This window comes from Arthrobacter sp. 05T420, from assembly GCF_056396305.1.
The window spans coordinates 12,889-39,707 of sequence record NZ_JBFTLG010000001.1 but is presented as its reverse complement, the minus strand read 5'-3'; the positions used below and the strand labels follow the sequence as shown (position 1 = coordinate 39,707).

General features: G+C 66.8%; 28 protein-coding genes and 1 tRNA gene. 10 read left to right on the top strand and 19 right to left on the bottom strand.

The window, feature by feature from the left end:
- Positions 1–2 precede the first annotated feature (2 nt).
- The 4 genes from AC1DEM_RS00195 to AC1DEM_RS00180 all read right to left on the bottom strand — a co-directional run bounded on the left by AC1DEM_RS00195 (position 3) and on the right by AC1DEM_RS00180 (position 2,180).
- Positions 3–407 carry a VOC family protein gene (locus AC1DEM_RS00195; protein ID WP_476882903.1) on the bottom strand — a complete coding sequence of 135 codons (405 nt, stop codon included), beginning with the start codon at positions 405–407 and terminating at the stop codon, positions 3–5.
- 29 nt (positions 408–436) lie between these two features.
- Complete coding sequence (locus tag AC1DEM_RS00190) at positions 437–979, bottom strand: GNAT family N-acetyltransferase (RefSeq protein WP_476882573.1); 543 nt, start codon at positions 977–979, stop codon at positions 437–439.
- Positions 980–1,051: 72 nt separating this feature from the next.
- Entirely contained in the window at positions 1,052–1,465 is a 414-nt protein-coding gene (locus AC1DEM_RS00185) for a DUF1801 domain-containing protein (protein WP_476882572.1), read from the bottom strand.
- Positions 1,449–2,180 (bottom strand): MgtC/SapB family protein, encoded by a 732-nt coding sequence (locus AC1DEM_RS00180; protein ID WP_476882571.1) that lies wholly within the window; start codon positions 2,178–2,180, stop codon positions 1,449–1,451. The genes AC1DEM_RS00185 and AC1DEM_RS00180 overlap by 17 nt, the downstream gene beginning before the upstream one ends.
- 160 nt (positions 2,181–2,340) lie before the next feature.
- Between AC1DEM_RS00180 and AC1DEM_RS00175 the strand changes: the two genes are divergently transcribed.
- Complete coding sequence (locus AC1DEM_RS00175) at positions 2,341–2,805, top strand: DUF1810 domain-containing protein (RefSeq protein WP_476882570.1); 465 nt, start codon at positions 2,341–2,343, stop codon at positions 2,803–2,805.
- Here the strand turns inward: AC1DEM_RS00175 and AC1DEM_RS00170 are convergent.
- The 3 genes from AC1DEM_RS00170 to AC1DEM_RS00160 all read right to left on the bottom strand — a co-directional run bounded on the left by AC1DEM_RS00170 (position 2,802) and on the right by AC1DEM_RS00160 (position 4,921).
- Positions 2,802–3,947 (bottom strand): EAL domain-containing protein, encoded by a 1,146-nt coding sequence (locus AC1DEM_RS00170; protein ID WP_476882569.1) that lies wholly within the window; start codon positions 3,945–3,947, stop codon positions 2,802–2,804. The genes AC1DEM_RS00175 and AC1DEM_RS00170 overlap by 4 nt on opposite strands.
- Complete coding sequence (locus AC1DEM_RS00165) at positions 3,944–4,120, bottom strand: DUF1059 domain-containing protein (protein ID WP_277526353.1); 177 nt, start codon at positions 4,118–4,120, stop codon at positions 3,944–3,946. Before AC1DEM_RS00165 ends, AC1DEM_RS00170 begins: the two co-directional genes overlap by 4 nt.
- A gap of 189 nt (positions 4,121–4,309) precedes the next feature.
- Positions 4,310–4,921: a DinB family protein gene (locus tag AC1DEM_RS00160; protein ID WP_476882568.1), complete on the bottom strand. Its 612-nt coding sequence runs from the start codon at positions 4,919–4,921 to the stop codon at positions 4,310–4,312.
- Positions 4,922–5,052: 131 nt separating this feature from the next.
- Between AC1DEM_RS00160 and AC1DEM_RS00155 the strand changes: the two genes are divergently transcribed.
- Positions 5,053–5,628 (top strand): LysM peptidoglycan-binding domain-containing protein, encoded by a 576-nt coding sequence (locus AC1DEM_RS00155; RefSeq protein WP_476882567.1) that lies wholly within the window; start codon positions 5,053–5,055, stop codon positions 5,626–5,628.
- Between the two features lie 123 nt (positions 5,629–5,751).
- Here AC1DEM_RS00155 and AC1DEM_RS00150 read toward each other — a convergent pair.
- Positions 5,752–5,833: transfer RNA gene (locus AC1DEM_RS00150), tRNA-Tyr, on the bottom strand.
- A gap of 161 nt (positions 5,834–5,994) precedes the next feature.
- Complete coding sequence (locus tag AC1DEM_RS00145) at positions 5,995–6,249, bottom strand: hypothetical protein (RefSeq protein ID WP_476882902.1); 255 nt, start codon at positions 6,247–6,249, stop codon at positions 5,995–5,997.
- A 201-nt stretch (positions 6,250–6,450) separates the two neighbouring features.
- On the opposite strand from AC1DEM_RS00145, the gene AC1DEM_RS00140 reads away from it, so the two are divergent.
- Positions 6,451–6,942, top strand: coding sequence for a YajQ family cyclic di-GMP-binding protein (locus AC1DEM_RS00140; protein WP_018773569.1), 492 nt, complete (start codon positions 6,451–6,453; stop codon positions 6,940–6,942).
- Positions 6,943–7,067: 125 nt separating this feature from the next.
- Here AC1DEM_RS00140 and htpX read toward each other — a convergent pair whose 3' ends face one another.
- Positions 7,068–7,937: a zinc metalloprotease HtpX gene (gene htpX, locus AC1DEM_RS00135; protein WP_476882566.1), complete on the bottom strand. Its 870-nt coding sequence runs from the start codon at positions 7,935–7,937 to the stop codon at positions 7,068–7,070.
- Between the two features lie 50 nt (positions 7,938–7,987).
- Entirely contained in the window at positions 7,988–9,259 is a 1,272-nt protein-coding gene (locus tag AC1DEM_RS00130; RefSeq protein WP_476882565.1) for an MFS transporter, read from the bottom strand.
- A gap of 100 nt (positions 9,260–9,359) precedes the next feature.
- On the opposite strand from AC1DEM_RS00130, the gene AC1DEM_RS00125 reads away from it, so the two are divergent.
- From AC1DEM_RS00125 to AC1DEM_RS00115, 3 genes are all read left to right on the top strand, one after another.
- Entirely contained in the window at positions 9,360–9,827 is a 468-nt protein-coding gene (locus AC1DEM_RS00125; RefSeq protein ID WP_476882564.1) for a Fur family transcriptional regulator, read from the top strand.
- 22 nt (positions 9,828–9,849) lie between these two features.
- Positions 9,850–11,349 (top strand): catalase, encoded by a 1,500-nt coding sequence (locus AC1DEM_RS00120; protein WP_476882563.1) that lies wholly within the window; start codon positions 9,850–9,852, stop codon positions 11,347–11,349.
- 176 nt (positions 11,350–11,525) lie between these two features.
- Entirely contained in the window at positions 11,526–12,161 is a 636-nt protein-coding gene (locus AC1DEM_RS00115; protein ID WP_476882562.1) for a DUF2461 domain-containing protein, read from the top strand.
- A gap of 8 nt (positions 12,162–12,169) precedes the next feature.
- Here the strand turns inward: AC1DEM_RS00115 and AC1DEM_RS00110 are convergent, their stop codons facing one another.
- From AC1DEM_RS00110 to AC1DEM_RS00085, 6 genes are all read right to left on the bottom strand, one after another.
- Positions 12,170–12,775: a TetR/AcrR family transcriptional regulator gene (locus AC1DEM_RS00110; RefSeq protein ID WP_476882561.1), complete on the bottom strand. Its 606-nt coding sequence runs from the start codon at positions 12,773–12,775 to the stop codon at positions 12,170–12,172.
- Positions 12,776–12,926: 151 nt separating this feature from the next.
- Entirely contained in the window at positions 12,927–14,498 is a 1,572-nt protein-coding gene (locus AC1DEM_RS00105) for an amino acid permease (protein WP_476882560.1), read from the bottom strand.
- Between the two features lie 185 nt (positions 14,499–14,683).
- Positions 14,684–15,091: a DUF779 domain-containing protein gene (locus AC1DEM_RS00100; protein WP_476882559.1), complete on the bottom strand. Its 408-nt coding sequence runs from the start codon at positions 15,089–15,091 to the stop codon at positions 14,684–14,686.
- An 80-nt stretch (positions 15,092–15,171) separates the two neighbouring features.
- Positions 15,172–16,695, bottom strand: a complete 1,524-nt coding sequence (gene exaC / locus AC1DEM_RS00095; protein WP_476882558.1) for an acetaldehyde dehydrogenase ExaC — start codon at positions 16,693–16,695, stop codon at positions 15,172–15,174.
- 153 nt (positions 16,696–16,848) lie between these two features.
- Positions 16,849–18,228: a GAF domain-containing protein gene (locus AC1DEM_RS00090; RefSeq protein ID WP_476882557.1), complete on the bottom strand. Its 1,380-nt coding sequence runs from the start codon at positions 18,226–18,228 to the stop codon at positions 16,849–16,851.
- A 250-nt stretch (positions 18,229–18,478) separates the two neighbouring features.
- The gene (locus tag AC1DEM_RS00085) at positions 18,479–19,915 is read right to left on the bottom strand and encodes an FAD-dependent oxidoreductase (protein WP_476882556.1); all 1,437 of its coding nucleotides are present in this window, start codon (positions 19,913–19,915) and stop codon (positions 18,479–18,481) included.
- Positions 19,916–20,045: 130 nt separating this feature from the next.
- Here AC1DEM_RS00085 and rarD point away from each other — a divergent pair, with 130 nt between their 5' ends.
- From rarD to AC1DEM_RS00065, 4 genes are all read left to right on the top strand, one after another.
- Complete coding sequence (gene rarD / locus AC1DEM_RS00080; protein ID WP_476882555.1) at positions 20,046–21,071, top strand: EamA family transporter RarD; 1,026 nt, start codon at positions 20,046–20,048, stop codon at positions 21,069–21,071.
- A 116-nt stretch (positions 21,072–21,187) separates the two neighbouring features.
- The gene (locus AC1DEM_RS00075) at positions 21,188–21,592 is read left to right on the top strand and encodes a DUF7793 family protein (RefSeq protein ID WP_476882554.1); all 405 of its coding nucleotides are present in this window, start codon (positions 21,188–21,190) and stop codon (positions 21,590–21,592) included.
- On the top strand, positions 21,579–23,111 hold the full coding sequence (locus AC1DEM_RS00070) for a putative bifunctional diguanylate cyclase/phosphodiesterase (RefSeq protein WP_476882553.1): 1,533 nt from the start codon (positions 21,579–21,581) through the stop codon (positions 23,109–23,111). The genes AC1DEM_RS00075 and AC1DEM_RS00070 overlap by 14 nt, the downstream gene beginning before the upstream one ends.
- Positions 23,108–24,007 carry a class I SAM-dependent methyltransferase gene (locus AC1DEM_RS00065; RefSeq protein WP_476882552.1) on the top strand — a complete coding sequence of 300 codons (900 nt, stop codon included), beginning with the start codon at positions 23,108–23,110 and terminating at the stop codon, positions 24,005–24,007. The genes AC1DEM_RS00070 and AC1DEM_RS00065 overlap by 4 nt, the downstream gene beginning before the upstream one ends.
- Here AC1DEM_RS00065 and AC1DEM_RS00060 read toward each other — a convergent pair.
- Positions 23,974–24,846 carry a universal stress protein gene (locus AC1DEM_RS00060; RefSeq protein WP_476882551.1) on the bottom strand — a complete coding sequence of 291 codons (873 nt, stop codon included), beginning with the start codon at positions 24,844–24,846 and terminating at the stop codon, positions 23,974–23,976. The genes AC1DEM_RS00065 and AC1DEM_RS00060 overlap by 34 nt on opposite strands.
- 548 nt (positions 24,847–25,394) lie before the next feature.
- The gene (gene gabT, locus AC1DEM_RS00055; protein ID WP_476882550.1) at positions 25,395–26,750 is read right to left on the bottom strand and encodes a 4-aminobutyrate--2-oxoglutarate transaminase; all 1,356 of its coding nucleotides are present in this window, start codon (positions 26,748–26,750) and stop codon (positions 25,395–25,397) included.
- Positions 26,751–26,819 lie beyond the last annotated feature (69 nt).

Sequence of the window (26,819 nt, the reverse complement as noted above, 5' to 3'; positions counted from 1 at the left end):
GTTCAGTCCAAGGCAATCAGCTCCACTTCGTAGCCGTCCGAATTCACGAGGTAGGCGGCGAAGTGGCCGGGGCCTCCGGCGTGCGGGTATTTCTCAGGAAAAAGCTCGGCCCAGCCGTGGCCGATGCTCTCGGCCGCCATTTCGTCCACATGCTCCCGCGTCCCCGCGCTGAAGGCGAGATGGTTCAGGCCCGGCGCGGTGCGCTGGTGCGCGGTTGCGCTCAGGGCCGGGGATTGCTCGACGACGATGTACGTGGGCCCGCGGCGCCAGCTGCACCCGTGCGCCCAGTCCTGGTAGGCCTCGTAGCCCAGTCGGCCCAGCAGCCAGCCCCACTGGTCCCTGGCCCGTGGCAGGTCCGGCACCCAGAGCTCAACATGGTGCAGGGCACCAAAGTTCGCAGGCCTCATCGGAACGGGTGCATCCGGAAGAGCCGCCATCAGTAAAGGATCCGCTGGAACAGGATGTGGTCCTGCCAGGAACCGGCAATCCGAAGGTACCGGGGGGCCAAACCGATCTCCTCAAAGCCGGCCCGCTTCAGGATCCGCTGCGACGCGGAGTTGTGCGGGAGCGTGGCGGCCTGCAGCCGGTGCAGGCCCAGCTCGCTCCGGCCGGTTTGGACGGCGAACTCCAGCGCTGCCGAGCCAATCCCCCGCCCGGTCATGTCTTTGTCCACCCAGTAGCCGAGGTGGGCGCTGAGGAACGGCCCCCGGACAATCCCGCTCAGGTTCATCACCCCGACGATCCGGGAACCTTCCGCTAGAACCCAGGGCACGTCCGATCCCGCGATGAACAACCCGAGCTTGGATTCAATGCTGGCGGCCTGTCCCTCGACCGTGAAGAATTCCTCGGACCGCACCGGCTCCCAGGGCGCCAGGTGCTCACGGTTCCGCAGGTAGGCATCGGCCAGGGGGCCGGCGTCGGGCCTGCGCAGCACGCGCACGCGCACGGTCTCCGTCAGGGCGATGCTGTTCTCGGTCATCAGGAGACTCTAACGGTCATCCCGAACGGCTTCAATCAACGTGCACGGCGGTTCGGGGATGGTCATCGTGCTTCATTGGCCAGGCTTGAGTTTGCGCCAGCCGCCGGCCCGGTTGTTCGCAATGATCTGCCGGAACATCGCAGTGAGGGCCCGGCCGGGGATGGCTTCCCCTTGGGTGAAAGCCACGGTGCGGGCGGTCTTGTTGTCGTGCCCGCCGGTGATGATGCCCTCCGGGTCCGGGACGATCCCGCCGTCGTACAGGAAGACGTTGACGTGGTCCGTGGCCGCGAGCAGGGCGCAGATGTTGCCGTCGAGGACGAAATAGGGCTGCGTGGTGCGTTTGATGGTCTCTTCGACTGCCGGGTCGGCGGCATGGACAAGGTCCCGCACCTGGGCGCAGATTTCCTGCTGCCAGTCCGGCAGTGCCGCGATGAACGCGTCAACCCGGGGATCCCGCCGCGCCAGGTTCTCAGGCGCTGTCGTCATCGTCGTCCTCGTTGGGGTCCGAGCCGAGCACGGTGACAGTCTTCACGCCCGGCACTTCCAGGAGCGACGGGACCAGTTCCTTCAGCGGAAGATGACCGTGGAAACGGATGTTCATGAGAACGATCGGTTTTTGTGCGTTGCCTGATTTCTTGGTGCTCAGGATCGATGAGCTGAACCCCATGGTGGTGGCCAGCTCCAGCACTTGCCTCAGCACGCCTTGATTGTCCGCGTAGCCCACATGCAGGACCCGGTTGGTGTCGGGGGTAGGGATTTTCCTCACCGCGGGCGAGACCACATACAAGGTGATGAGATGGAAGGCGGTCAGCGAAATTGCCAGGGAAAGCATACCGGCCCCGCAGGCCATGCCGACGGCGGCGGAAACCCAAATACTCGCGGCAGTGGTGAGGCCCCGGACAACGTTCCGCCCCTTGAAAATCACCCCCGCACCGAGGAAGCCGATGCCGCTGACGATTTGGGCTGCAATGCGGGACGGGTCCAGGGTGCCCCCGGGTCCCTGGACGGCGGCGAAGCCGTACGCGGAGATAAGGGTGAAGGTGCACGATCCCAGGCCAACCAGAACGTGGGTGCGGTAGCCCGCGCTCTTCTGCCGGACCTGCCGTTCGACGCCGATCAGGGAGCACAGAACAAACGTCGCCAGCAGGAGCCCGATTTCCACCAGAGTGGACCCGGTGAACAGCCCAAATGCGTCGTACATCCGCCCTCCGACTCGGCCGAGCGTGGCGCCCGGCCAACCGTGAGGTGCGCCACCGACTCTCGAAGTTGATACTACCGCCGCCTGTTGTTGGGGAGTAGGGCGGCGTTAGGCGCTTCGGCGGCTCTGTCCCTTGGTCGCCTGGCGACGTAGCCTAGCGAGCATGGAAGAAGACCCCTACGATCTTGCACGGTTCGTGGTCGCCCAAGACGCCGGCGGAACCTACGGGCACGCCCTGGCGGAGTTGAGGTCGGGATTGAAGCGGAGCCACTGGATGTGGTTCGTTTTCCCCCAGCTCGCAGGCCTGGGCCATAGCGAAACGGCCCGCAAATATGCCATCTCCTCCCTGGACGAGGCCCGTGCCTACCTCCGGCACGACGTCCTGGGCCCCCGCCTCCGGGAGGTGGCCGCCGCGGTGGCTTCCCTGGAGGGGCAGTCCGCGGTGCAGATTTTCGGCGGCATCGACGCGCGGAAGCTGCACTCGTCCATGACGCTGTTCCGGCTGGCGGCCCCCGGCGAATCCGTGTTCCGCAATGTCCTGGACCGTTATTTCGACGGTCTGGAGGACCCCGGCACGGGACAGCTGCTAGGGGAACGGTCAAGCGATCCGGGCCCGGCGGACGGCTAGCTGCTGGCCAGGGCCGTGATCATCCGTTCCATGCGGGCGACGCCGGCAAAGCGGCCGGCGTTGTCCGTCACCAGCAGGGGGTCAAACCGGCTGGCCTGAGCCCGCGTCATGGACCGTGCCAGGGCCTCGCTGATCGGGGTGTCCAGGTTGACGCACATGCCCGGGCTGACCACGCCCAGGGCCGCCGCCGCGGGGTCCAGCACCGCAACGGGCCGCAAATGCTCGCCCATCAACACCACTGACTGCAGGGCGGGGCTGTCATCAAACGCTGCGGCCGCCGTCGCCGTCGTGGTGGCCGTCGTCGCGGGTTCCACGATGTCCCGGATAATGCCCTGGTGGGCCACCGGTGGTTTGGAGGCGAGTCGGTGGGCAACATCGAGGTCGATCGGTTCCCACGCCGGCCCGGGCCGGGCCAGGCAATACCCCTGCACCAGCGGTACGCCGAGGGCGACGAGGGCGTCGAGTTCCTCCACCCGTTCCACTCCTTCGGCCAGGATCCAGGCATCCACGCGGCTGGCAAAGGTTCCGAGCATGGAGATCAGGGCGCGCTTGGCTTCGTCACGGTCGACATCCTGGATGAGTTCACGATCGATCTTTATCAGCGAGGGCCGCAGCGCCAAGAGGTGACGGAGGCCCGCGTAGCCAGCCCCGGCGTCGTCGATCGCGATCAGCGCGCCCGCAGCGCGCAGCTGGTTGAGGTCAGGCTCAAGCTCCAGATAGGAGTCGATCGGGGTTTGCTCCGTAAGTTCAACCACCAGTCCGCCAAGGTTTCCCTGACTGCGCCAGATCTCACGGATCCCCTCCGTCAGCAGCAGCTCCGGTGAGACGTTGAGGGTCAGGAAGCAGTTCGCAGGCAGGGTGGGGCGTGCCGAGAGCGCCACCCGCAAGGCCGCTGCCTCGAGCTCGGCCGCCAGGCCATGCGTGCGCGCGGCGGCAAACCACACTTCAGGATTTTTTTCGGCGAAACCCGGAAACCGGGCCAGGGCCTCATAGCCCACCACTGTGCCGCGGGCAGTATCGACAATGGGCTGGTAGGCCGCGGCAAGGCCAACACCTCGGCAGGCGGCCGCCAGCTGCTCGTTCCAATCCGGGCCGGGAACGGCCCCGGCGTCGGGCGGGAGGCCGCCTGCCTCGTGAATCAACTAACGGAAATGATGGCTTTGTGGACCGACTGCACGACGTCGGCCGGCAGCTCCTCCAGCCCATGGGCGGACGCAGCATGGGCCGCCACATTCACCAGAATTTCGTCTTCCGTACTGCACACCCAGCGGGCTTCGCAACCGGGAACCACATCACCACAGGCAAACGACTTCACGATCGCTCCTTCTTCTTCAACAGCGGACCGGACCACCCTACGTTGGCGCTGCCTCGAAAACTGAGATTTTGCTTTCAGAACATGGGGTGTTGCGGCAGCGTATCGCCGGCTAGGTTCGCCGGCCGCGTCTCGCCTGCCGCTATCGGCCCGCAATCGGACTGCGGTGTCGGCCTGCGCTGTCGGCCTGCGCTACCGGCCTGGCGTTCCGGCCGGGGCGGCGGCGGCGGCGGCGACGACGACGGCGGCCGCCTCGATGCGGGCCCGGTGCGCAGCCCACTCCTCGGGTGTGCGTACGGAGAGGTTCGGGTCCCCCGGGCGCTGGCCGGCCCTGCCGTCGATGAGCTCGCGCAGGATGTCCGCGTGGCCGAGGTGATGGGCCGTTTCCACGCACATGTGCACGAGAATCTGCTGCAGCGTCACGTGCTTGCGCTCGTCCGGCCACCAGGGCACCACGCCGGGTGCGTCCAGGGCAAGTTCATCGATGGTGGCGTCGCTGTGCACGGCAGAGAGCCGGTGCAGCTTCGCGATCTGCTCGCGCGTCTCGCCGGGGGCAGCCCACATGTCGGCGTCCGGCTCCGCATCGTCGGCAAACCACGGCAGTTCCAGGTCGCTGGGCCGGCCAAAAACCTCGCCGAAGTAGCCGAGTTCAACGCTGGCCACATGCTTGACCAGGCCCAGCAGATTGGTGCCCGTAGCTGTGAGGGGCCGGCGCGCGTCGTACTCGCTGAGCCCGTCAAGCTTTGCCAGCAGGCTGTCCCGCCGCGTCCGCAGGTAGGTGTGCAAGATCGCCTTTTCGTCCATGACCGGCACTATACCGAACCCGAGGAGCCCCTCCCTCGGAAAAGGCGGTGGAAATGAGACTTCATCAAACGTATGGAATAATCGGCTCCAACGGGCCTCGGGGGGAGGCCCCGAATGACAGGACACCCAGCGTGAGTCACGGATCCGGTGTAAAACGCGTCCGGCCGGCCGCCGCCGTCGTTCTGGCCGCGGTACTAGCCGGCCTGCTGACCGCCTGCGCATCTGGCGCGGAGGCCCCGGGCCGAACTCCGGCGGCCGCGGCTCACGGAACATCCCCGGCGGCCGCTGCAACCTCCCCGGCGCCCCCGGGCCTGCTGGGGACGACCGAACTGAACGGGTTTTACCAGCCGATGCGCTACACGGCCGTCGACGGCGACACCTGGGAAGGCATCGCCGCCCACTTCCGGATGACTCCCGAGATCCTCAGGAGTTTCAACGAATCGGCGTCCGTTGCCGCGGGAAAGGTCATCGACCTCAGAGGCGTGGACGTGCCGCAGCTCGGTGCCGGCGGTAGCGTGACCGGCCAGGACGGGCGGGGGCAGCTCCTGTACAGGACGAGCGCCGGAGATACTCCCGCCGGCATCGCGAGCCGCTACGGCGTACCGCTTCATGCATTGCGGATAGCCAACTTGAATTACCTGACCGGCGGCGAATGGATTCCGCCCGCCGGGACAACGGTGGCCATCCCCAATCCGCCGCTCGACTGAGCCGCGGACTTACTCTGCGCGGACTTTATTGGGTTGGCCCGAGGACTGTGGGTCCGGCCCCGCTGAACCCCGGGCAAAGAAAAAGCCTCCGGAACCGATCGGTTCCGGAGGCTTGTCCAAGGGTGGCAGATGAGGGATTCGAACCCCCGTAGGCGTTGCCAGCTGATTTACAGTCAGCCCCCTTTGGCCGCTCGGGTAATCTGCCGAACTTCAAAAGAAGATCACTCGCGGTTTCCAGTCCCTGAACGCCTGTTTCCAGTCCGTTCCGCTTCCAGCACCCGCGGGCAAGACAACTTTACAGAACTTCCGCCGAAGAATCGAATCGGCGCCTTAGCGGCCCAGAAATGGGCCAAAATGCCCGGAAAATCAGGCTTCTCCGAAAATGCGGCCGGCCAGCCTTGCCTCGAATCGTGCCGCCTGCTCCGGCGTGACCTGGTTCAGCTCGACGGCGCGGGCCAGGTCCGTGTGGATACCGTCCATGCGCGCTGAGGCATCGGGGGCCGGGCTCAGGATGATGGAGGCCGCCAATGCGGCGGCGGCAACGGAGGTCGCCGTCGCGGCCAGCGTGGTGGCAGCGACGGCGGTGGTGCGGGTGACGTAGCGGACGGCCTTATGGTGCATGTTCTTCTTGCCTTTCAGCAGCGGTTCCAACCCTTGCAACTCTTCCGGGCCTGGCTTCGTTCCCGCCGTGATTGAGCTATGAGCGGACTGTGAAACGTCGTCCCGCCCGGCCGCCCTCCAGAACGGGGGCATCCGTACTAGGCTGGAATGTAGACAACCGGCCTCACATCAGGCACCCGGCTAACCATCAGGAGGAAAGTCATGGCAGGCGAATCCACGTTCGACGTCGTCAGCAAGGTAGACAAGCAGGAGGTCGCCAACGCGCTGAACCAGGCGCAAAAGGAAATTGCCCAGCGCTACGACTTCAAGGGCGTCGGCGCTGAGGTTGATTTCAGCGGCGAGAAGATCCTGATGAAGGCCAACTCTGAAGAGCGGGTGCTGGCGGTGCTCGACGTGCTGCAGTCCAAGCTCATCCGCCGCGGTATCTCGCTGAAGTCGCTCGACACCGGCGAGCCCTACGCGTCCGGCAAGGAATTCCGGCTCGAGGCCTCCATCAAGGAGGGCATCGCCCAGGACCTCGCCAAGAAGATCAACAAGCTGATCCGGGACGAGGCCCCCAAGTCCGTCAAGTCGCAGATCCAGGGCGACGAGCTCCGGGTGACCTCGAAGTCCCGCGATGACCTCCAGGAGACCATGAACCTGCTCAAGGGCTTCGACGAGGCCGACCTGCAGTTCGTCAACTTCCGCAGCTAGCTTCCCGTCCGAGGCGCAAGTTTCCTCACGACGCGCAAAAGGGCTGGCGACACCGGTATTCGGGTGTCGCCAGCCCTTTTGCGCGTCACGGAACTATTTGCGCGTCGCCAGCGCCGCAGCTGGCTTCAGGTGAGCTGCCGGCCGGCCATCCGCTCCAGCCGGCCGATCCGCTCGGCCATCGGCGGGTGGGTGGAGAACATCTTGGCCACGCCTCCGCCGCGGAACGGGTTGGCGATCATCATGTGGGAGGCGTTGACCAGACGCTGGTCCTGCGGCAGCGGCGCCAACTGCACACCCTGCTCAATCTTGCGCAGGGCGGAGGCGAGCGCCAGCGGATCTCCGGTGAGCGCGGATCCATCCTCGTCGGCGTCGTACTCCCGCGTCCGCGAGATGGCCATCTGGATCAGGGACGCGGCGAACGGGGCCAGCAGCGCCATGGCGATCGCGGCGAACGGGTTCGCGTTGCGGCGGTCCCCGCCGCCGAAGAGCAGCATCATCTGGGCCACCGACGTGATGACGCCGGCGACGGCGGCGGCCACCGACGCCGTCAGGATGTCCCGGTTGTAGACGTGCATCAGTTCATGGCCCAGGACGCCGCGGAGCTCGCGGGCGTCCAGCAGCCTCAGGATGCCCTCGGTGCAGCACACCGCCGCGGTCCGAGGATTCCGGCCCGTGGCGAAGGCGTTCGGCGCCATGGTGGGCGAGATGTAGATCCGCGGCATCGGCTGGTCGGCCCGGCCGGACAGTTCCCGGACGATCTGGTACAGCTGGGGCGCCTCGGCCTCCGTGACGGGATAGGCCTGCATGGACCGGATGGCGAGCTTGTCGCTGTTCCAGTACCCGTAGGCGGTGGTGCCGACGCCGATCAGGGCCATGATCCAGATCGGCGCGGCGCTGCGGGTCCCGGCGGCGATGAAAGCCCCCAGACCAAGCAGGACCGCCCACAGGACTCCGAACAGGGCCGCGGTTTTCAGTCCGTTGTGATGCTGGTGCACTGTTCCTCCTGATGCCCTTGACCTCGATACGTACCAATAAAAACGAACCGCTACGGCACCGGGTTCCGCGCGTCGTAGCGCACGAATCCGAACTGCACGCGGGCTACCGTCTTGGCCACGGCCATGCACATCACGCCGCCGATCAGCAGAACCCATCCCTCGTTCAAGAGTTTAGTCGCGCCGCCAGCGAGCAAGTCCCCGATCCTGGGTCCGCCGGCCACCACCACCACAAACACACCTTGCAGCCGCCCGCGCAGGTGGTCCGGGGTGGAAGCCTGCAGGATGGTGGTCCGGAAGACTGCGCTTACTGAATCCGCGATGCCGGCCAGCGCGCAGCACAGGGCGGCCGGCAGCAGCCACGTCGTCACGCCGCCGTCTCTGGTCTGGCCCGCCAGGACCACCACCAGGCCGAAGGCCCCGACCGAGGCGCCCCAGCCCATCACGGACCACACGACGGCGGTGCCCTGCCGGCGAACACCGCCGAGCGGCCCCGAAAACAGGCCGGCCAGGAACGCCCCCACGGCCATTGAGGCCAGCAGGATGCCCACCGTGGCCTCGCCGCCGCCAATCATCAGAGCGCCGATGGCGGGCAACAGCGCCCGGGGCTGGGCAAAGATCATGGCCACGAGGTCGATCACGAACGTCATGCGGAGGTTGGGCCGGGTCCCAAGGAAACGGAATCCCTCCACCACGGAACGCAGCCCGGCCGCCCTGGCATGCTCCCCGGGCGGCATGGGCGGCAGCTTCAGGAGCGCCCAGAACGCAAACGCAAAGCTGACGACGTCGATCGTGTAGGTCCAGCCGAACCCGATCCACGCCACCAGGACCCCGGCCAGCAGCGGACCGGCAGTCATGGTCAGGCCGAAAATCATCATGCTGAGGGCGTTTGCGGCCGGCAGCAGTTCCTTGCGCACCAGGACGGGGATGATCGCGCTGCGGGCGGGCTGGTTGATGGCCTGGGCGCCGCTCTGCACCGCCACCAGCGCGTAGAGCAGCCACACATTGCCCAGCTGCATCCATGCCTGCAGGGCCAGCGCGGCCGTGGTCAGCCAGAGGACGGACGAGGCCAGGAGGGCCACCGTGCGGCGGTCGTGGGCGTCGGCGATCGAGCCGCCCAGGAGGCCGCCGATGACCAGCGGCACAAGGGCGAAGAGGCTCAGCAGGCCCACATAGAGGCTGTCCTGGGTCAGCCGGTAGATCTCCAGGCTCACGGCCACGAGGGTCAGCTGGCTGCCCAGTGCGGAAACGGCGGACCCCAGCCACAGGCGGCGGAAGGCCGGACTTTCACGCAACGGCGTGATGTCCGCCAAAAATTTCCCCACCCCGCAACTCTAGTGGCGAACCGCGGACGCCTTGGACGCGGCCGAAAATGTTAACCGCGCCTTATTGTGAGACAGTCATAATAAGTGCTTGAATGAGGGTATGACGGATTCCTCGGGCACCCACGATGCATGGGCAGCCGCCCTGCGTGCCCACGGCCGCCGGGTGACCAAGCAGCGCCTGGCCGTGCTGGCCGCCGTCGAACATCACCCGCATTCGCCGGCGGAGGCTATCCTTGCCGCCGCCCGGCATGAATTGCCGGACCTGACCGCGCAGTCCGTCTATGTGGTCCTGGGGGATCTCACCGATCTGCACATGCTGCGCCGGTTCGAACCCCCGCACTCCGCCGCGCTGTACGAAACACGGGTGGGAGATAACCACCACCATGCCGTGTGCATCAGCTGCGGGCGCGTGGAGGACGTCGAATGCGCCGTGGGCCACGCGCCCTGCCTGACCCCGCACTGGGACGCGAACGCCAAGCCGATGACCATCCAGATCGCGGACGTGCTGTACCAGGGCATCTGCCAGGACTGCCAGCGCACCCAACAACTTCCCTCCGAACGAAACTAAGAAACCCAACCAAAGGAGAACGATGACTGAGATCATCTCTGCGCCCGCCGTGTCCACAACACAGTCCGGTGCCCCCGTCACTTCCGATGCGCACTCCAAGTCCGTCGGCGCCGACGGCGCGATCATCCTGACCGATCACTACCTGATCGAGAAGCTCGCGCAGTTCAACCGCGAGCGCGTCCCGGAGCGCGTCGTGCACGCCAAGGGCGGCGGCGCCTTCGGTAGCTTCAAAACCACCGAGGACGTCTCGAAGTACACCAAGGCCGCGCTGTTCCAGCCCGGCACCGAGACGGACATGCTCATTCGCTTCTCCTCCGTTGCCGGCGAGGCAGGCTCCCCCGACACCTGGCGCGACCCCCGTGGTTTCGCCGTGAAGTTCTACACCACCGAGGGCAACTACGACCTCGTCGGCAACAACACTCCGGTGTTCTTCATCCGCGACGGCATCAAGTTCCCGGACTTCATCCACTCCCAGAAGCGCCTCCCGGGCACCCACCTGCGCGACGCCGACATGCAGTGGGACTTCTGGACCCTTTCCCCCGAGTCCGCCCACCAGGTCACCTGGCTCATGGGCGACCGCGGCCTGCCGGCCTCCTGGCGTGAAATGCAGGGCTACGGCTCGCACACCTACCAGTGGATCAACGCCGAGGGCGAGCGGTTCTGGGTCAAGTACCACTTCAAGTCCAACCAGGGCGTCAAGTCCATGTCCGGTGACGAGGCCGAGGCTCTTGCCGGCGCTGACGGTGACTTCTACATCCGCGACCTCCAGGAAAACATTGCCGCCGGCAACTTCCCGTCCTGGGACCTGCACGTCCAGGTCATGCCGTACGAGGACGCCAAGACGTACCGCTTCAACCCCTTCGACCTCACCAAGGTGTGGCCGCACGCGGACTACCCGCTGATCAAGGTCGGCACCATGGAGCTGAACAAGAACCCGGAGAACTACTTCGCGCAGATCGAGCAGGCAACCTTCGCGCCGTCGAACTTCGTGCCCGGCATCGCCGCTTCCCCGGACAAGATGCTGCAGGCCCGCATCTTCTCCTACGCGGATGCGCACCGCTACCGCGTCGGCACCAACCACGCCCAGCTCCCGGTGAACGCGCCGCAGAACCAGGTCAACAACTACAGCCAGGACGGCGCCGGGCGCTACCACTTCAACGCCCCGTCCGTTCCGGTATACGCACCGAACTCCGTGGGCGGCCCGGCCGCGGTTGAGCCCGCCATTGCCGGCGGCGGCTGGGAGAACGACGGCGCGCTCACGCACTCCGCGCACTCCCTGCACCCCGAGGACAACGACTTCGGCCAGGCCGGCACGCTGTACCGCGAGGTGTTCAACGACGGCGAGAAGGCCCGCCTGCTGGAGACCGTCACCGGCGCCGTCAGCGGCGTCAAGAACGCCGGAATCAAGGAACGTGCCATCCAGTACTGGACCAACGTCGACGCCGAGTTCGGCGCCAAGCTGCGCGCCAACCTCGGCGCCGGCCAGGTTGAGTCCGACGCAGAGGCCGCCAACAAGGTCTGATCTACGCGTCGAGGGTTGCCTGAACGGCCGGCCGATTCTAGGGCTGGCTGCACCGGTAACCGTCTGAGCCACTAGAACGCCCCGCCACGGACCTCCGTGGCGGGGCGTTCTGCCGTTATCCACATGGGCGCGCGGGCCCCTCGCCACTGTGTGCTGCGGCTCCGTAGGATTTGGGCATGACCGCATTTGCAGGCATTCCGGATGACGCCTTCCGGTTCTACGCCGATCTTGAACAGAACAACAGCCGGGACTGGTGGCTGGAGCACAAGCCGGTCTACGACGCCGCAGTGAAAGGGCCGCTAACCGAGCTGCTGGCCGAGCTGGAGCCACGCTTCGGCCCGGCCAAGCTCTTTCGCCCCAACCGGGATGTCCGGTTCTCGCCGGACAAGTCGCCCTACAAGACCGCGCAGGGGGCATTCGCGGCGCTGGACGAAGGAGTGGGCTTCTACATCCAGCTCAGCGCCGACGGCCTGCTGATCGGCGGCGGCTGCCACACACATACCCCGGCCCAGCTGACACGGTTCCGCGGCGCCGTAGATGATCCCGCCAGCGGCGAGGCCCTGCAGGAGATCGTGCGCAAGGTCGAGGCAGCGGGGTTCGCGGTGGAGGGCGAACGTCTGAAGACGGTGCCGCGGGGCTTCGAGAAGGACCATCCCCGGGCGGAGCTGCTCAAGCACAAGTCGCTCACGGCCGGGGTCAATGTGGGCCAACCCGGCTGGCTTGCCGGGCCCGGGGCGGTGGAGGAAGTGGCACGGCGCTGGGAGGATCTGCGCCCCCTCGTGGAATGGGAGGGCCGCTACGCCGCTCCCTGAGATTCAGCTCAGATGTGCTGTCCGTCGGTGGCCAGGCGCCTGTCGAGATTGTTGAAGAAGACCAGCATCATCAGCTCAAAGGCCTTGGTGGCTTCCTCGGGCTGGTTGTTGACGACGAAATCGAACTGGAGCCCATAGAACGCTGCGGTGAACAGGCGGGCGTCGGTGTCCGCGAACTCCGGCAGGATGCCCTGGATGATGAGCCAGTCCCGGGCCTTCTCGTGCAGCATCCGGAAGTGCTCCGGGGCGGTGCCGCGCGGCGCCGCGGCCACAACGTCCTGCGCAGTCGCCTCGAATTCAAGCCGGGCCAGGTGCCGGTTGCGCTGTGCCATGGTCCACTGCCAGGACTCCAGGAAGAAGGCCCGCCACGCATCCCTGTCGATGTCCCTGACGTCGGTGGCCCGGACGCTGTCCAGCCGGGATTCGATGCCGCGGATGATCTCGTTGATCAGCTGCTCGCGGTTGCCGAAGTGGTACACCAGGACGAAGCTGCTGACGCCCAACCCGTCGGCGAGGCTGCGGAACGTCAGTTCCGCCAGCGTCTTGTCCATGAGGTAGTCGAGAATCGCCGACAACAACTCTGATTTGCGTTCCGGTCTTGCTGGGCGGGCCATGTGTCCATCTTAGGGAGCGCATGCCAACGGGGAGCGCGGGCCCAAACGCCGAAGTCGCCGGAACCGTGCGAGCACGCCGGAAGTTTCCAGCGAACGCGGACGGTTCCGGCGACTTCGACGACAAAGAACCGAGGACCGACGGCTCCCCCGATCAGGAGCGGGTCAGGGCGTCCTCGTCGTTCTCCGCGGCCGGTGCGGCCGGGTTGACGGCACTTGCCGTGCCCGGGCCGTTCACGGAGGCGCGGGCCTCCGCGAACTTTTCGTTCAGCCTGGAGTGGCGCTGGCCGTAGGCGAAGTAGATCGCGACGCCGATCACCAGCCAGATGGCGAAGAAGATCCAGGTCTCCACGGCGAGGTTCGTCATGAGGTACAGGCACAGGACGGCAGAGACGATAGGGAGCACCTTGCCGAACGGGACGCGGAAGGCCGGCTTCAAGTCGGGACGCTTCTTGCGGAGCACCAGGATGCCAAGGCTGACCATCACGAAGGCGGACAGGGTCCCGATGTTGATCATTTCCTCCAGCAGGTCCACATTGGTCAGGCCGGCAACGAGGGCAACTCCGGCGCCGCAGATGATCTGGAGGCGGGCCGGTGTTCCACGCGCGGCACTGGTCTTGGACAGGGAGCGCGGAAGCAGGCCGTCGCGGCTCATCGCGAGGACCACGCGGGACAGGCCCATGAGCAGCACCATGATGACGGTGGTAAGGCCCACCAGGGAGCCGAAGGCGATGACCTTGGCGGCGTCAGTATTGCCAACGGCCTCGAAGGCGGTGGTGAGTGTCGGGTTCTTGGCCTCAGCCAGCTTCGTGTAGGACACCATGCCGGTCAGTGCCAGCGACACCAGGATGTAGAGGACCGTGACGATGGCCAGGCCACCGAAAATGCCGCGGGGCAGCGTCTTCTGCGGGTTCTTAACCTCTTCAGCCGACGTGGCAACGACGTCGAAGCCGATGAAGGCAAAGAAGACCAGGGCGGCGCCGGCGAAGATTCCCAGGGTTCCGTACTGGGCGGGGGCCGCACCGGTCAGGAAGCCGAAGAAGGACTGCTTGAGGACATCGGCGGTGCCGGTGCCTCCGGTCGGCTCGGAGGCCGGAACGAACGGGGTGTAGTTCTCGAACTTCAGGTACGTGAAGCCGACGACGATCACGAAGAGGACCACCGCGATCTTGATCAGCGTGAAGATGTTGCCGACGCGGGCAGAGAGCTTGGTCCCGAGGACCAGCAGCACCGTGAAGATGGCAACAATCAAGAAGGCGCCCCAGTAGAGGTCGACACCGCCCAGGGAGATCGACGGCGGAATGTCCACGCCCATGAGCGCAAAGACCTTGCTGAGGTAGATGCCCCAGTACTTCGCGATCACGGCGCCGGCGGTGAAGAGTTCGAGGATCAGGTTCCAGCCGATAATCCACGCGAGGATCTCACCCATGGTCGCGTACGTGAAGACGTAGGCGGAACCGGCCACCGGGATGGCCGTGGCAAACTCGGCGTAGCACATGATGGCGAGCGCGCAGGTGACGGCGGCGATCGCGAAGGAGATGGTCACGGCGGGGCCGGCGAAGTTCGCCGCGGCCTTGGCGCCGACCGAGAAGATCCCGGCACCCACGGCAACCGCGACCCCCATGATCATGAGGTCCCACGTGCTTAGCGAGCGCTTCAGCTTGCGTCCGGGTTCATCGGCGTCGGACATGGACTGCTCGATGGATTTGGTCCGGAAAAGGTTCATAGGAAAGTCCGCAATCTCGATAACTGGTTTGGAAACAGACCTATCTATCGTAGTGCCCATCCACTGGACGGCCCGATTTGTCCCGCATAGTGAGACGCAGCTCGGGGTGGGGGCGGCCGCGGACCAGCCCCGGACCCTTGCCAGGATGGGCGCGGAACAGCCCACGGAAACCCGTCAGATGAGCATCAGACGGGCCACTCCATCAGCGTCGAGCGGATCAGGAACCGCTTGCCTTCCGGCGCTTCGACGGAGAACCCGCTCCCCCGGCCCGGAACGACGTCGACAGTCAGGTGCGTGTGACTCCAGTAGTTGAACTGCTCCCGCGACATCCAGAATTCCAGCGGCTGGGGCTGCAGCCCGTCAGAGACATCGAACAGGCCCAGCAGGACGTCCGCGTCCCCCGTGATGAACTCCCCTGCCGGGTAGCACATCGGTGAGGACCCGTCGCAGCAGCCCCCGGACTGGTGGAACATCAGCGGGCCGTGCTGGAGCCACAGCTTTCGCAGCAGTTCCACGGCCTCGGGAGTGAGCGCCACCCGGGAGAAGTCCTCGCCGGGGCGGGTCACGGCGGCGTCGAGCCTGGTTTGCGTCATCGGGGTCTCCCTGGCTGGTCCGGAAAATGGTGCGGGCGGGACGGATCACTGCCGATCCGCCCCGCCCGGGTCAATGCGGCTTAGAAGAAGCCGAGCTTGTTTTCGTTGTAGCTGACCAGGAGGTTCTTAGTCTGCTGGTAGTGGTCCAGCATCATGGAGTGGTTCTCGCGGCCGATGCCGGAGGACTTGTACCCGCCGAACGCGGCACCGGCCGGGTAGGCGTGGTAGTTGTTGACCCACACGCGCCCCGCCTGGATCTCGCGGCCGGCACGGTAGGCAACATTGCCGTTGCGGGACCAGACGCCGGCGCCAAGGCCGTAGAGGGTGTCGTTGGCGATCCCCATGGCGTCGCTGTAATCACTGAAGCGCGTCACGGACACCACCGGGCCGAAGATCTCCTCCTGGAAGATCCGCATCTTGTTGTGGCCCTCGAAAATGGTCGGCTGCACGTAGTAGCCCCCAGCCAGGTCGCCGGACAGTTCGGCGCGGGCGCCGCCCGTGAGCAGCTTGGCGCCCTCCTGCTTGCCGATGTCGATGTAGGAGAGGATCTTCTCCAGCTGGTCATTGGAGGCCTGGGCGCCGAGCTGCGTCTCGGTGTCCAGCGGGTTTCCCTGGATGATTTTCTGCGTGCGGGCGATGGCGTCGGCCATGAAGGAGTCGTAGATGCCGTCCTGGACCAGGGCCCGGGACGGGCAGGTGCAGACCTCGCCCTGGTTGAAGGCAAAGAGCGTGAAGCCCTCCTGGGCCTTGTCGTAGAAGGCGTCGTTGGACTCCGCGACGTCGTTGAAGAAGATGTTCGGGCTCTTGCCGCCGAGTTCCAGGGTGACCGGGATCAGGTTCTGGCTGGCGTACTGGCTGATCAGGCGGCCCGTGGTGGTCTCGCCGGTAAAGGCGATCTTGCGGATCCGGGGGCTGGAGGCCAGCGGCTTTCCGGCCTCGACGCCGAAGCCGTTGACCACGTTGACCACGCCGGCCGGCAGGATGTCGCTGATGAGCTCCATCAGCACCAGGATCGAGGACGGTGTCTGCTCGGCGGGCTTGAGCACCACCGCGTTGCCGGCGGCGAGCGCCGGGGCGAGCTTCCAGACGGCCATGAGGATGGGGAAGTTCCAGGGAATGATCTGGCCGACGACGCCGAGCGGCTCGTGGTAGTGGTAGGCGGTGGTGTCGTCGTCGAGCTGGGAGAGCCTGCCCTCCTGGGCGCGGACGGCAGAGGCAAAGTAGCGGAAGTGGTCCGCGGCCAGCGGAATGTCGGCGTTGAGGGTCTCGCGGATCGGCTTGCCGTTGTCCCAGGATTCGGCGACGGCCAGCATCTCGGTGTTCTCATCGATGCGGTCGGCAATCTTGTTCAGGATCGCGGCGCGCTCGGCCACGGAGGTCTTGCCCCAGGAGGGCGCGACCTTGTGGGCGGCGTCCAGGGCCAGTTCGATGTCCTCGGCGGTGCCCCGGGCCACCTCGCAGAACGCCTTGCCGGTCACCGGGGTGATGTTCTCGAAGTACTGGCCCTTGACCGGGGCGACCCACTCGCCGCCGATCCAGTTTTCGTAGCGGTCCTTGAAGGTGACCTTCGAGCCCTCGGTACCGGGCTGGGCGTAAACAGTCATTGCTAGCTCCTTTGCTGTGCAAGATGGGGGCAGCAAGGCGCTTCCGGCCCCCGTTGCACCCAGCGTAGGCGCGCGAAGGTTGCAGTCAGGTTGCAACTGCGTGAGCCAGGTCACGGGCCGGGCGTCGCGGCTTGCCGCGGCATGCCGAGATGGTCAGGCGCTCAGTTCCCGGTCAAGCCGTTCCAGATCGGCGACGACGGCGGCACGCTTGGGCGAGCGCGGCGCCAGCAGCTTCAGCGCGGCGATGCGGACCTCGACGTCGTCCTTGGCCTCAGGGAGTGCGGCGTACTTCAGGAGCGATTCGGCGCTGCCGTCCGTCAGCAGGGCCTCCCGCATCAGTGCCGAGACCCTGCCCCGCAGCTCCACGATGCCGGGGGCCTCGGAGCGGGGCAGCACGGCGCCGCGGTAGATTTCCAGCGCTATCCGGTGCGCACCGCGCTGCAGGCAGTCCAGCACCTGTCCGGCGTCGGCAACCAGGTTCAGCGGCAAGCGGTACGGGCGTGATTCCGGGACGGCACCGGGATGGAGCTGCTGAAGCACCTTGCGCAGCCGCACCATCTCCGCGCGCAGTGTCATGGTGGAGGCCTCCCCGGGGTAGAGGAGGGCGCAGAGTTCCTCGGCGTTCAGCCCCGCGGGGTGGGTGCTGAGGAGGGCCAGGATCTCACTGTGCCGGGCGGACAGTGCCACGGTGCGCCCGTCAATGCTGAGCAGGGCCTGATCGCGGCCGAGCAGCTGGAGGCTGTCGCGGTAGAGGCTGTTGGCGGCCGGCGCCCCGGGCGTTCCTAGCTCCGGGCTCCGCCGCCGCGACGGCGAGGACTGCCCTGCCGCGGCCAGTTGCAGCCGTTCCACCCGCAGGTGCGCCTGGGCCGCGGCGACCGTCGCCTCGACGAGCGACAACGTATGCGGGGCCACGGCCGACTCCGTGCCGGTGATGTCCACAACCCCCAGCAGCGCGCCGGAATCCGGATCGTGGAACGGCACAGCCGTGCAGCTCCACGGATGCACCGAGCGCTTGTAGTGTTCGGCACCGGAGATCTGGATTCCCCGGCCGAGAGCCAGCGCGGTGCCGGGGGCGCTGGTGCCGACTGTCGCCTCGGACCAATCGGCGCCGGGGACGAACATCATGCCCTCGGCCCGGCGCTGCAGGGCTGCGTCGCCTTCCACCCAGAGCAGCCTGCCCAGCTCATCCCCCACGGCTACCAGCATTCCGCTGTCATAGCTCGGCAGGACCAGGAGCTTATGGATCACGGGCATGATGGCGGCCAGCGGGTGCTGGCGGCGGTATTCTTCGAGTTCCTCGCGGTCCATGGCCAGCGGCGCCTCGGGGTTGTCCGGATTGGCGTGCAGCTGCGCCGAACGCCGCCACGACTCCTGGATCACGCGGCTGAGCCCAGGCAGTTGCAGGTTCCCAGAGAAAGCGAATCCGCGCGAGTCCAGTTCCTCGTGCGCGGTGCTGGCATGCTGCTGGCGCAGCTGCGCGGTGACCCCGCCCGCGGGCGGTAACAGAGCTGCCGGACGGACCAGATTCCTCATTGAACTCCCACTGGACGGGCTCGACGGCGTACCGAAGGCCGCCACGTCCGGCCCAGTCTAGTGGGCCTTCCGCACCCCCGCCAGAGTGATGCGCCGTCCTGCCCACCGCATGCCCCCAGTGCCCGTGCTGCGGTGGCGGACAGCCCCGCGACGCGCCATCGCGTCCCCGACGCGCGAAAATACCCCCGCGGCCGGAATATCCTGCGCGCCAGGCATTTTGCGCAGCGTGGAAAAATTGGCGTAGCGCTGGCTACCCGCGGGAAATCTCGATCATGTCCTCGCGCGGCACAACTTTGATGCGCTCCCGCTCGATCCCGTCGGCGGACTGCGCCGCGGACCATTCGGCGCCGAGGGCGAGCTCATGGGCATCGAGCTTGATCCACCCTTCCCACGTGGTGAATTCGATGCCGCGCTCCTGAAGCAGGTCGATGATGGCCTGCGGGTCCGGGTTCTGCGCCGGAGGCAGCGTCAGCCGGTCCTCCAGCAGGAAGCCGATGGTTTCCAGCGCGTCGCCCTTGGTGTGGCCGATCAGCCCGACAGGCCCGCGCTTGATCCAGCCCGTGGCGTAGATTCCGGGCACCGCGTTCCCCTCGGCGTCGAGCACGCGGCCGCCTTCGTTCGGGACAACGCCGCGGCGGGCGTCGTATTCCAGCTCATCCAGCGGCGAGCCGTGGTAGCCGATCGCCCGGTAGACGGCCTGGACCGGGTAGTCGAGGAACTCCCCGGTGCCTTTGACGTTCCCGGTGCCGTCCAGCTCCATGCGTTCGAACTTGATCCCGGCGACCTTGCCAGGAGTCGCGGCGTCGTCATGGATCTCCACGGGGCTGTGCAGGAAATGCAGGTGAAGCCGGCGCGAGGACGGTTCCTCGGCCTCGGCGTGCTCCTCGACGAGCCAGTTCGTCAGGGTGTTGACCATGGTCCGGATCTGGTTGTTGCTGCGAATGGCCTCATCCGAGGCATCGTCGAACTCGAAATCCTCCGGATAAAGGACGATGTCCACGTCCTTGGCGTGGCTGAGTTCGCGCAACTCCAGCGGCGTGAACTTCACTTGGGCCGGGCCGCGGCGGCCAAAAACATGGACGTCGGTGACGGGCGAATCCTTCAGTGCCCGGTAGACGTTGTCCGGGATTTCCGTGACAAGGAGTTCGTCGGCGTGCTTGACCAGCATGCGGGCCACGTCGAGGGCCACGTTGCCGTTGCCGATCACCGCAATCTCCTTGGCCTCCAGCGGCCACTCCCGCGGCACGTCCGGGTGGCCGTCGTACCAGGAGACAAAGTCTGCGCCGCCGAAGGAACCCTCCAGGCCGATCCCGGGAATATCCAGGTCCGCGTCCTTGATGGCTCCGGTGGAGAAGATGACGGCGTCATAGAACGCCCGGAAGTCGTGCAGCGTCAGATCCCGGCCATAGGTGACGTTGCCGAGGAACCGGATGTCGCCGCGGTCCAGGACCTTGTGCAGCGCGTTGACGATGCCCTTGATCCGCGGATGGTCAGGGGCCACGCCGTACCGGATGAGGCCGTACGGTGCCGGATATGCCTCGAAGAGATCGATGCTGACCTGGAAGTCGCCGCCTTTGACCTCATTGGACTTCGTCAGGATGTCCGCGGCGTAGACGCCGGCCGGACCGGCGCCAACAATCGCGACACGGAGGGGACGAGTGGATGTGGATTCGGCCGAGGTGGACACCGGGAGCCCTTCTGAGTCTTAGGGACAGCGCCAGTAGATACAGCGCACAGGCCCCTATTCTAAATGTCGCCGGCTGGCTCGTGCTCCGATCGGCAGGAATAGGCGCCGCGGGGGTGGTGTTATTGATCTTGTGCCTAAGCCCGATGGATCTTTCTCCCCCGCCCCACTGACAGCGCCGAGCGCCGTAGCCGCTGCGGGAGGGGCCGCGCCGGCCCGGCCAGCTGGACTGGCACCGGTAGACAAGGACACGACGGCGGGGATCGTGTTTGGCATCGGCGCTTACGGGCTCTGGGGGCTGCTGCCCCTGTACTTCTTTGTGCTGGCACCCGCCGGCGCCGTCGAGATCGTGGCCAACCGTGTGGTCTGGTCCCTGATCTTCTGCACCTTGCTGATCACCGTGACCCGCTCCTGGCGGGTGCTCGGAGCCGCGTTCCGGAACCGCACGGTGATCGGCCCGCTGTCCATCGCCGCAGCTCTGATCGCGGTGAACTGGCTGACGTATACCTACGGCGTAACCACCGGCCAGGCCGTCGAGGCCTCTTTGGGCTACTTCATCAACCCGCTGGTCTCCGTATTGCTGGGGGTCTTTGTCCTGAAGGAGAAGCTGCGCCCGCTGCAGTGGACCGCCGTCGGCATCGGTTTCGTTGCCGTCGGGGTGCTGACGGTCTCCTACGGCAAGCTCCCCTGGATCGCGCTGACGCTTGCGCTGAGCTTCGGACTGTACGGATTCGTCAAGAAGCGCGTCGGCCCTCGGGCGGACGCGCTCACCAGCCTGACCGTGGAGACGATCGTGCTGGCGCCGGTGGCCGCGGCCACGATGATCGTCCTGGCGGTCAGCGGGGCGGCAAGCCTGGCTTCAAACGGTGCCGGGCATTTTTGGCTGCTGGTGGCCTCGGGCGTCATCACCGCCGTGCCACTGCTGTTCTTCGGCGCCTCTGCCCGCCGGCTGCCGATGACCACGATCGGCCTGCTGCAGTACTTCGCACCTGTCCTGCAGTTCATCGTGGCCCTCGTCGTGTTCAAGGAAGCCATGACGCCGGACCGCTGGGTCGGTTTCGGCGTCGTCTGGCTGGCGCTGCTGGTCCTGACTGTGGACATGCTGCTCGCTGCCCGGAAGAACTCCGTGACCCGGAAACTGGCCCGCGCCGCCGCCTAGGGTTACTGCCGCGCGATACTGCCCTGCGCTTCTGCCTTTGGGGGCTGCTGCCTGCGCACCACGGCCGCTGTGCATTAGTGTCATCATGAATGCACACGTCGGGGCGAAATTGAGGATTGCTGGTGCCAGAAGAGGATCGTGAAACTCCGGGCGGGCGGGACATCTCGTCCCTGGACTTCGACAGCAGCGGCATCTTGCGCCTCGAGTGGGCCCGGGGCGTTGTGATTGATGCCCCCAACGCCCAACTGGCAATGGACCGTGTCAATGAATTGTGCGGCGGCCGGCCCACGCCGCTGCTGATCGACATGGCCACCACACAGTCCGTCAGCCGGGCCGCCCGGGCTGTGTTCGCCAAGCGCTGCGACGCCTCAGCAATAGCGCTCCTCGGCTCGTCCGCCGTGGACCGGGTTCTCGCCAATTTCTTCCTGGGCGTCAATTCGGCGCCGGTTCCCACACGCTTTTTCACCGACGGCGATGAGGCGGTCCGCTGGCTGACCGCGCAGGGTCATGACGGGGCCTGAGGATGACCGCCGCCTCGAGGAACTCGTGGACGGCATCGTCGTACTGTCCGCGGGCGATCTCTCGAACCGCCTGCCGGTCTCACCCGCACGGGACGGCATTGACGCCGTCACCACGGGCATCAACCTGCTGGCCGAAGAGCTCCAAAGCATGTACGAGGACCTGGAAGTCCGGGTTGCTGAGCGGACCGCGCTCCTGGAGGCGGCCAAAGCCGAACTCCGCCGCGTCATCAACACCGACGAGCTGACCGGCCTGGCCAGCCGCTCGCTGTTGCGGGAAAAGGTGGCCGAGGCCGTTGCCGGTGCCGGCGCGGGACACCAGCCGGCCCTCATCCTGCTGGACCTCGATTCCTTCCGGCTCATCAACGACAGCCTTGGCCATGCCGCGGGAGACGCCGTGCTGCGCGAGGCGGCCCTGCGCCTTCGCGCGGCGGCCGGGGCCGGCCACCTGATCGCGCGCCTCAGCGGCGATGAGTTCGCGGTGCTTGTCGCGGGCCAGGACACAGAGGCGGTGCTGCAGATCGCGGCCCGGCTCGGCGAATCGCTGAAGGACAGAATCGTCGCCGGCGGTGTCGCGGTGGCCCTCACTGCCGGAACCGGTGTCCGGCTGGGGGAAACCGGCCTGCGCAGCGAGGAGCTCATCCGCGATGCCGACATCGCCATGCACGAGGCCAAGAAACGCGGGCGGGACACCCTCCAGGTCTTTTCCGCGGCCATGCACGAGGCCGCCAAGCAGCGCGTCCACCAGGTGGCGGAGCTGAGGACGGCGCTGGCGATGGACCAGCTAGAGCTGGAATATCAGCCCATCATGGACCTGCGCACAGGAGCCATTGCCGGCGCCGAGGCTCTGATCCGCTGGCGTCACCCCGCCTTGGGCCTGCTGGCGCCAGATAAGTTCCTCGATGCCGCCGACGAGGCCGGGCTCACCGTGGAAATCGGCCACTGGGTACTCCGGAACGCCATCGCGCAAACCGGCCGCTGGAAGTCCGATCCCGGGCTTCCGGCAGACTTCAGCACGCACATCAATCTCTCCCCCGCTGACCTGCACCACGTCGATCTGGCGCCCTATGTCGAAAGCCTGCTGGCCCGGCACGGCGTCGAGCCCTGCCACGTCTCAATCGAGATCACCGAAACCGCGATCATGCGCGGCGGCCCGGAAGTGGCAGCCACCATGCAGTCGCTCAATGACCTCGGTGTCCGGATCGAGATCGACGATTTCGGCACGGGCTATTCGTCCATCAGCTACCTGCGCACCCTCCCGGCCGCGCAAGCAAAGATCGACAAGTCCCTCCTCGACGGACTGACCACAGACCGGCAACAGGAGACATTCGTCGCGGCCATCCTGCAACTGATCCATTCGGCCGGACTGGGCGCGGTCGCCGAGGGCATCGAGGACAGGGAGCAGGCGAACAGGCTGCGGCAGCTGAACTGCGAATTCGGTCAGGGGTACTTCTTCAGCCGTCCACTGTCGGTGCCGGCCATGACGGATCTGCTCGCGCACAAGGACGGTGCCGTCGCGTGAGCGGACCGGTTCCGGCGGGCACGGACAAAGCGGGTACACGCACACTGGGCATGGATAAGGCGGCGGACACGCTCCGTCTGGTGGCCAAGGTTGCGGCATTGTCCCTGCACCGTCCCAGCCGCCCGGACCGGCGCTGGGACGCCTTCTGGCGCGGAGTCTCCCTTGGCTCCCTTAGCGAACCGATCATCTGGGATGCCGCCCCCGGCGCCGGGAACGAAGAGATCCGACACCACCTGCAGGCCATGGCCAACGCGATGGATACCAGCCTCCCCTTGATCGATCTCGGCTGCGGGAACGGCGCCATCACTCGGCGGCTGACCGAGATCTTTCCGTCGGTCCTGGGCGTCGACGTCTCACCCGAGGCCGTAGCAGCCGCGCGGTCCGCGCACCCGCACGTTCCGGGCCTCAGTTTCCGGAGCCTGGATGCCACGCAGCCGGCTGCGGCGGCCGGGCTCTGGCGCGAACTCGGCGACGCCAACGTCTTTGTCCGCGGGGTGTTCCACGTCCTCAGCCGGCGACGGCAGGCACGCCTCGCAGGCTCCATCGAAGCCCTCCTTGGTGCCCAGGGACGAATCTACGTCGTCGAGACGAACGTCCCGGGCGGCGCGCTCAGCTACCTGCGGGGCCTGGGCGCCACAGGCGAAAAGATCCCCGGACCGCTCCGCCAAGCCATTTCTGCCCTGCCGAAACCGGGGCATTTCGGCGCGAGGCAACGCTCGCGCGTGTTCCCCTCGGGCCGCTGGACCCTCATCACGGAGGGTGCCACTGTCCTGAAGACAGTGCCGATGGAGACCGGTGGACCGCCCGGCAGCATTCCCGCGTACTGGGCGGTCTTGGCCCCGCGGCCCCAGACCTCCAGGCCTCACACCTCCGGGAAGGTATCCACCCGCTGGTAGTCGCGCGGGACCACGACCATCGGAACTGGGAGCGCCCGCAGCACCTTGAAAGCCGTGCTGCCGATGAACAGCTTGTACTTCTCCGCCAAGCGCGAAGACCCGACGATCATCACCTCGCCGTCGTCCCATTCCAGATCGTCGATTGCTTCCTCGATCGTGCGGCCGTGCGCGACCTCCACGCTGACGCGGTGGCCCTCCGGCAGACGGTGCGCGGCGGCGGCCAGAATGGTGTTGGCGTGGATATGGGCAGCGTTGACGTTTTCCCCGCCGTCCCCCTCGACGTCCAGTTCCACGAGGGAGACCAGCCGAAGCGGCACCCCGCGGCGCTCGGCGGATTCAATCGCGACGTCGATCGCCGCCTCCGCTCCCACGCGCTGGCCCACGGCGAGGGTCAGACGCGTGATGGCTTCGGTCCGGCGGTAGCCATGCGGCGCCAGTGCCACCGGAACCGGGGCGGCGTGCAGCAGGGCGTTGGCCACGTTGCCCACGGTATGGCGCTTAAACAAGCCATGGCTTGCGGCACCCACCACAATCAGGCCGGCCCGGTACTCGAGGGCGGCGTCGATCAGGCCAGCTGCGAACGATTCCGCCTGGCGGACATGGAAGTGCGCTTCCAGCCCCTCGGGGACCAGGTCCATTCCCTGGCGCTCCGCCGCGAGGACCTGCTGCTCGGCGGCACTGACCCGGTTCCCTTCCGGGTTCATCGCTACATAAGGCGTGTGCCTGTCCACCACATAGACCAGGTCGAGATGCGCTCCCTGCGCGCGGGCCATGGCCGACGCCAAGGCGACGGCGTCCGCGCCGCGTTCGGTGGGTGTATAGCCGACTACGTATCGCATGTGTGAACCCCTTATGGGTCTGTGGCAGACGCCAGCTGCGCCCCGGGGGTTCCGGGCGACGTCGGCCGGTCTGCGCTCCTGCAGTGGATAGGAACGACTCTAGTCCAGCGGGCCCCGAAAGGTGGTGACTATCGACCCTGAGCAGGACAAACTTCTGCTGGGATGGTCGAGGGGAGCCCGCCATGAACGCCATCCTCAACCGCAGGACCGGGTCGCGCACCGCGGGAGTGGGCACCCTGGCGCTCCTGCTGGTCCTGACCGCCTGCGCGCCGCCGGCCCCGCCGTCCTCGGCCGGCAGCCCCGCCGTCCTCGGCCGGCAGCCAGCCGCCGTCGCAGTCCCCGTCCGTCAGCGCGGCGGCCAGCGTGTCGCCGTCGGCAGCCGGCGACGCCGACGAAACGGCGAAAGAACGGGAACCACGGAAAACGGAGGAGCCGCGGACGATGTGTCCGCGGCTCCTCCGTTGTGTCCCCCGCTGTTCGGGAAAGACCGGTCGCCGGGAAGGGATTGCCTTCCCGGCAGCCCGCTGGGCCGCGCGTTGGCCCGTGGGCTAGGCGTTGGCCTTGATGGCCGCGGCCAGGACCGCGAGGCCGTCCAGCAGCAGCTCGTCGCTGATCACCAGTGGCGGCAGCAGCCGGATGACGTTGCCGTAGGTGCCGCAGGTGAGGATGATGACACCCTCCTTGAGGCAGGCTGCGGCCACGGCCTTGGTCAGCTCCGGGTTCGGCTCCTTGGAACCGGGCTGAACGAGTTCAACGGCCAGCATGGCGCCACGGCCGCGGACGTCACCGATCACGGGCTGCCCAGTTGCGAGTTCGCGCAGCTTGCCGAGGGCGATCTCCTCGATGTGCTTGGCCCGGCCGTTGAGGTTGTACTGCTCCATCGAACCGATCGCGGCCAGCGCGGCCGCGCACGCCACCGGGTTGCCGCCGTACGTGCCGCCGAGGCCGCCCGGGTGGACTGCGTCGAGGAGGTCGGCGCGGCCGGTGATGGCCGAGAGCGGCATGCCGCCGGCGATGCCCTTGGCCATGGTGATGATGTCCGGGACAACACCCTCGTGGTTCACGGCGAACCATTCGCCGGTGCGGCAGAAGCCGGACTGGACCTCATCGGCGATGAAGACGATGCCCTTGTCCTTTGCCCAGTCCGCCAGCGCGGGAAGGAAGCCGTCGGCCGGGACAATGAAGCCGCCCTCGCCCTGGATGGGTTCGATGATGATCGCGGCAACCTGCTCGCCGCCGATCTGCTTCTCGATCATGGTGATGGCGCGCTTGGCGGCCTCGGCACCGGTGATCTCCGGGTTTTCCTCGCGGAACGGGTAGCTCATCGGCATGCGGTAGACCTCGGGCGCAAACGGGCCGAAGTTGGTCTTGTACGGCATGGCCTTGGCGGTCAGCGCCATGGTCAGGTTGGTGCGGCCGTGATAGGCGTGGTCGAACGCGACGACGGCGTCCCGGCCGGTGGCCAGGCGGGCCACCTTCACGGCGTTTTCGACAGCCTCGGCGCCGGAGTTGAACAGCACTGTGCGCTTTTCGTGGTCGCCCGGGGTGAGGCGGTTCAGCTGCTCGGCGACGGCGACATAGCCCTCGTACGGGGTGACCATGAAGCAGGTGTGGGTGAAGTGCTCCACGGCTTCCTTCACCGCGCCGACGACGGCGGGGTCCGAGGCGCCGACGCTCGTCACGGCGATGCCGGAGCCGAGGTCGATGAAGGAGTTGCCGTCGACGTCGTGGATGATGCCGCCGTCGGCGTCGGCCACGAAGACCGGGACGCTGGACGCGACGCCGGCGGCGACGACCGCCTTGCGGCGCTCGGTCAGGGCAACGGACTTGGGCCCCGGGAAGTCGGCCTGGACGCGGCGCTTCTGCTCGAGCCGGTAGGTGATGTCATGTGCGGTGGTGGTCATGGGAAGGCCTTCCTAAGCGTGCGGTTGAAGCGCGCGAGTTATGCGTCAGGGTGAGCTAGGCAGCCGCGT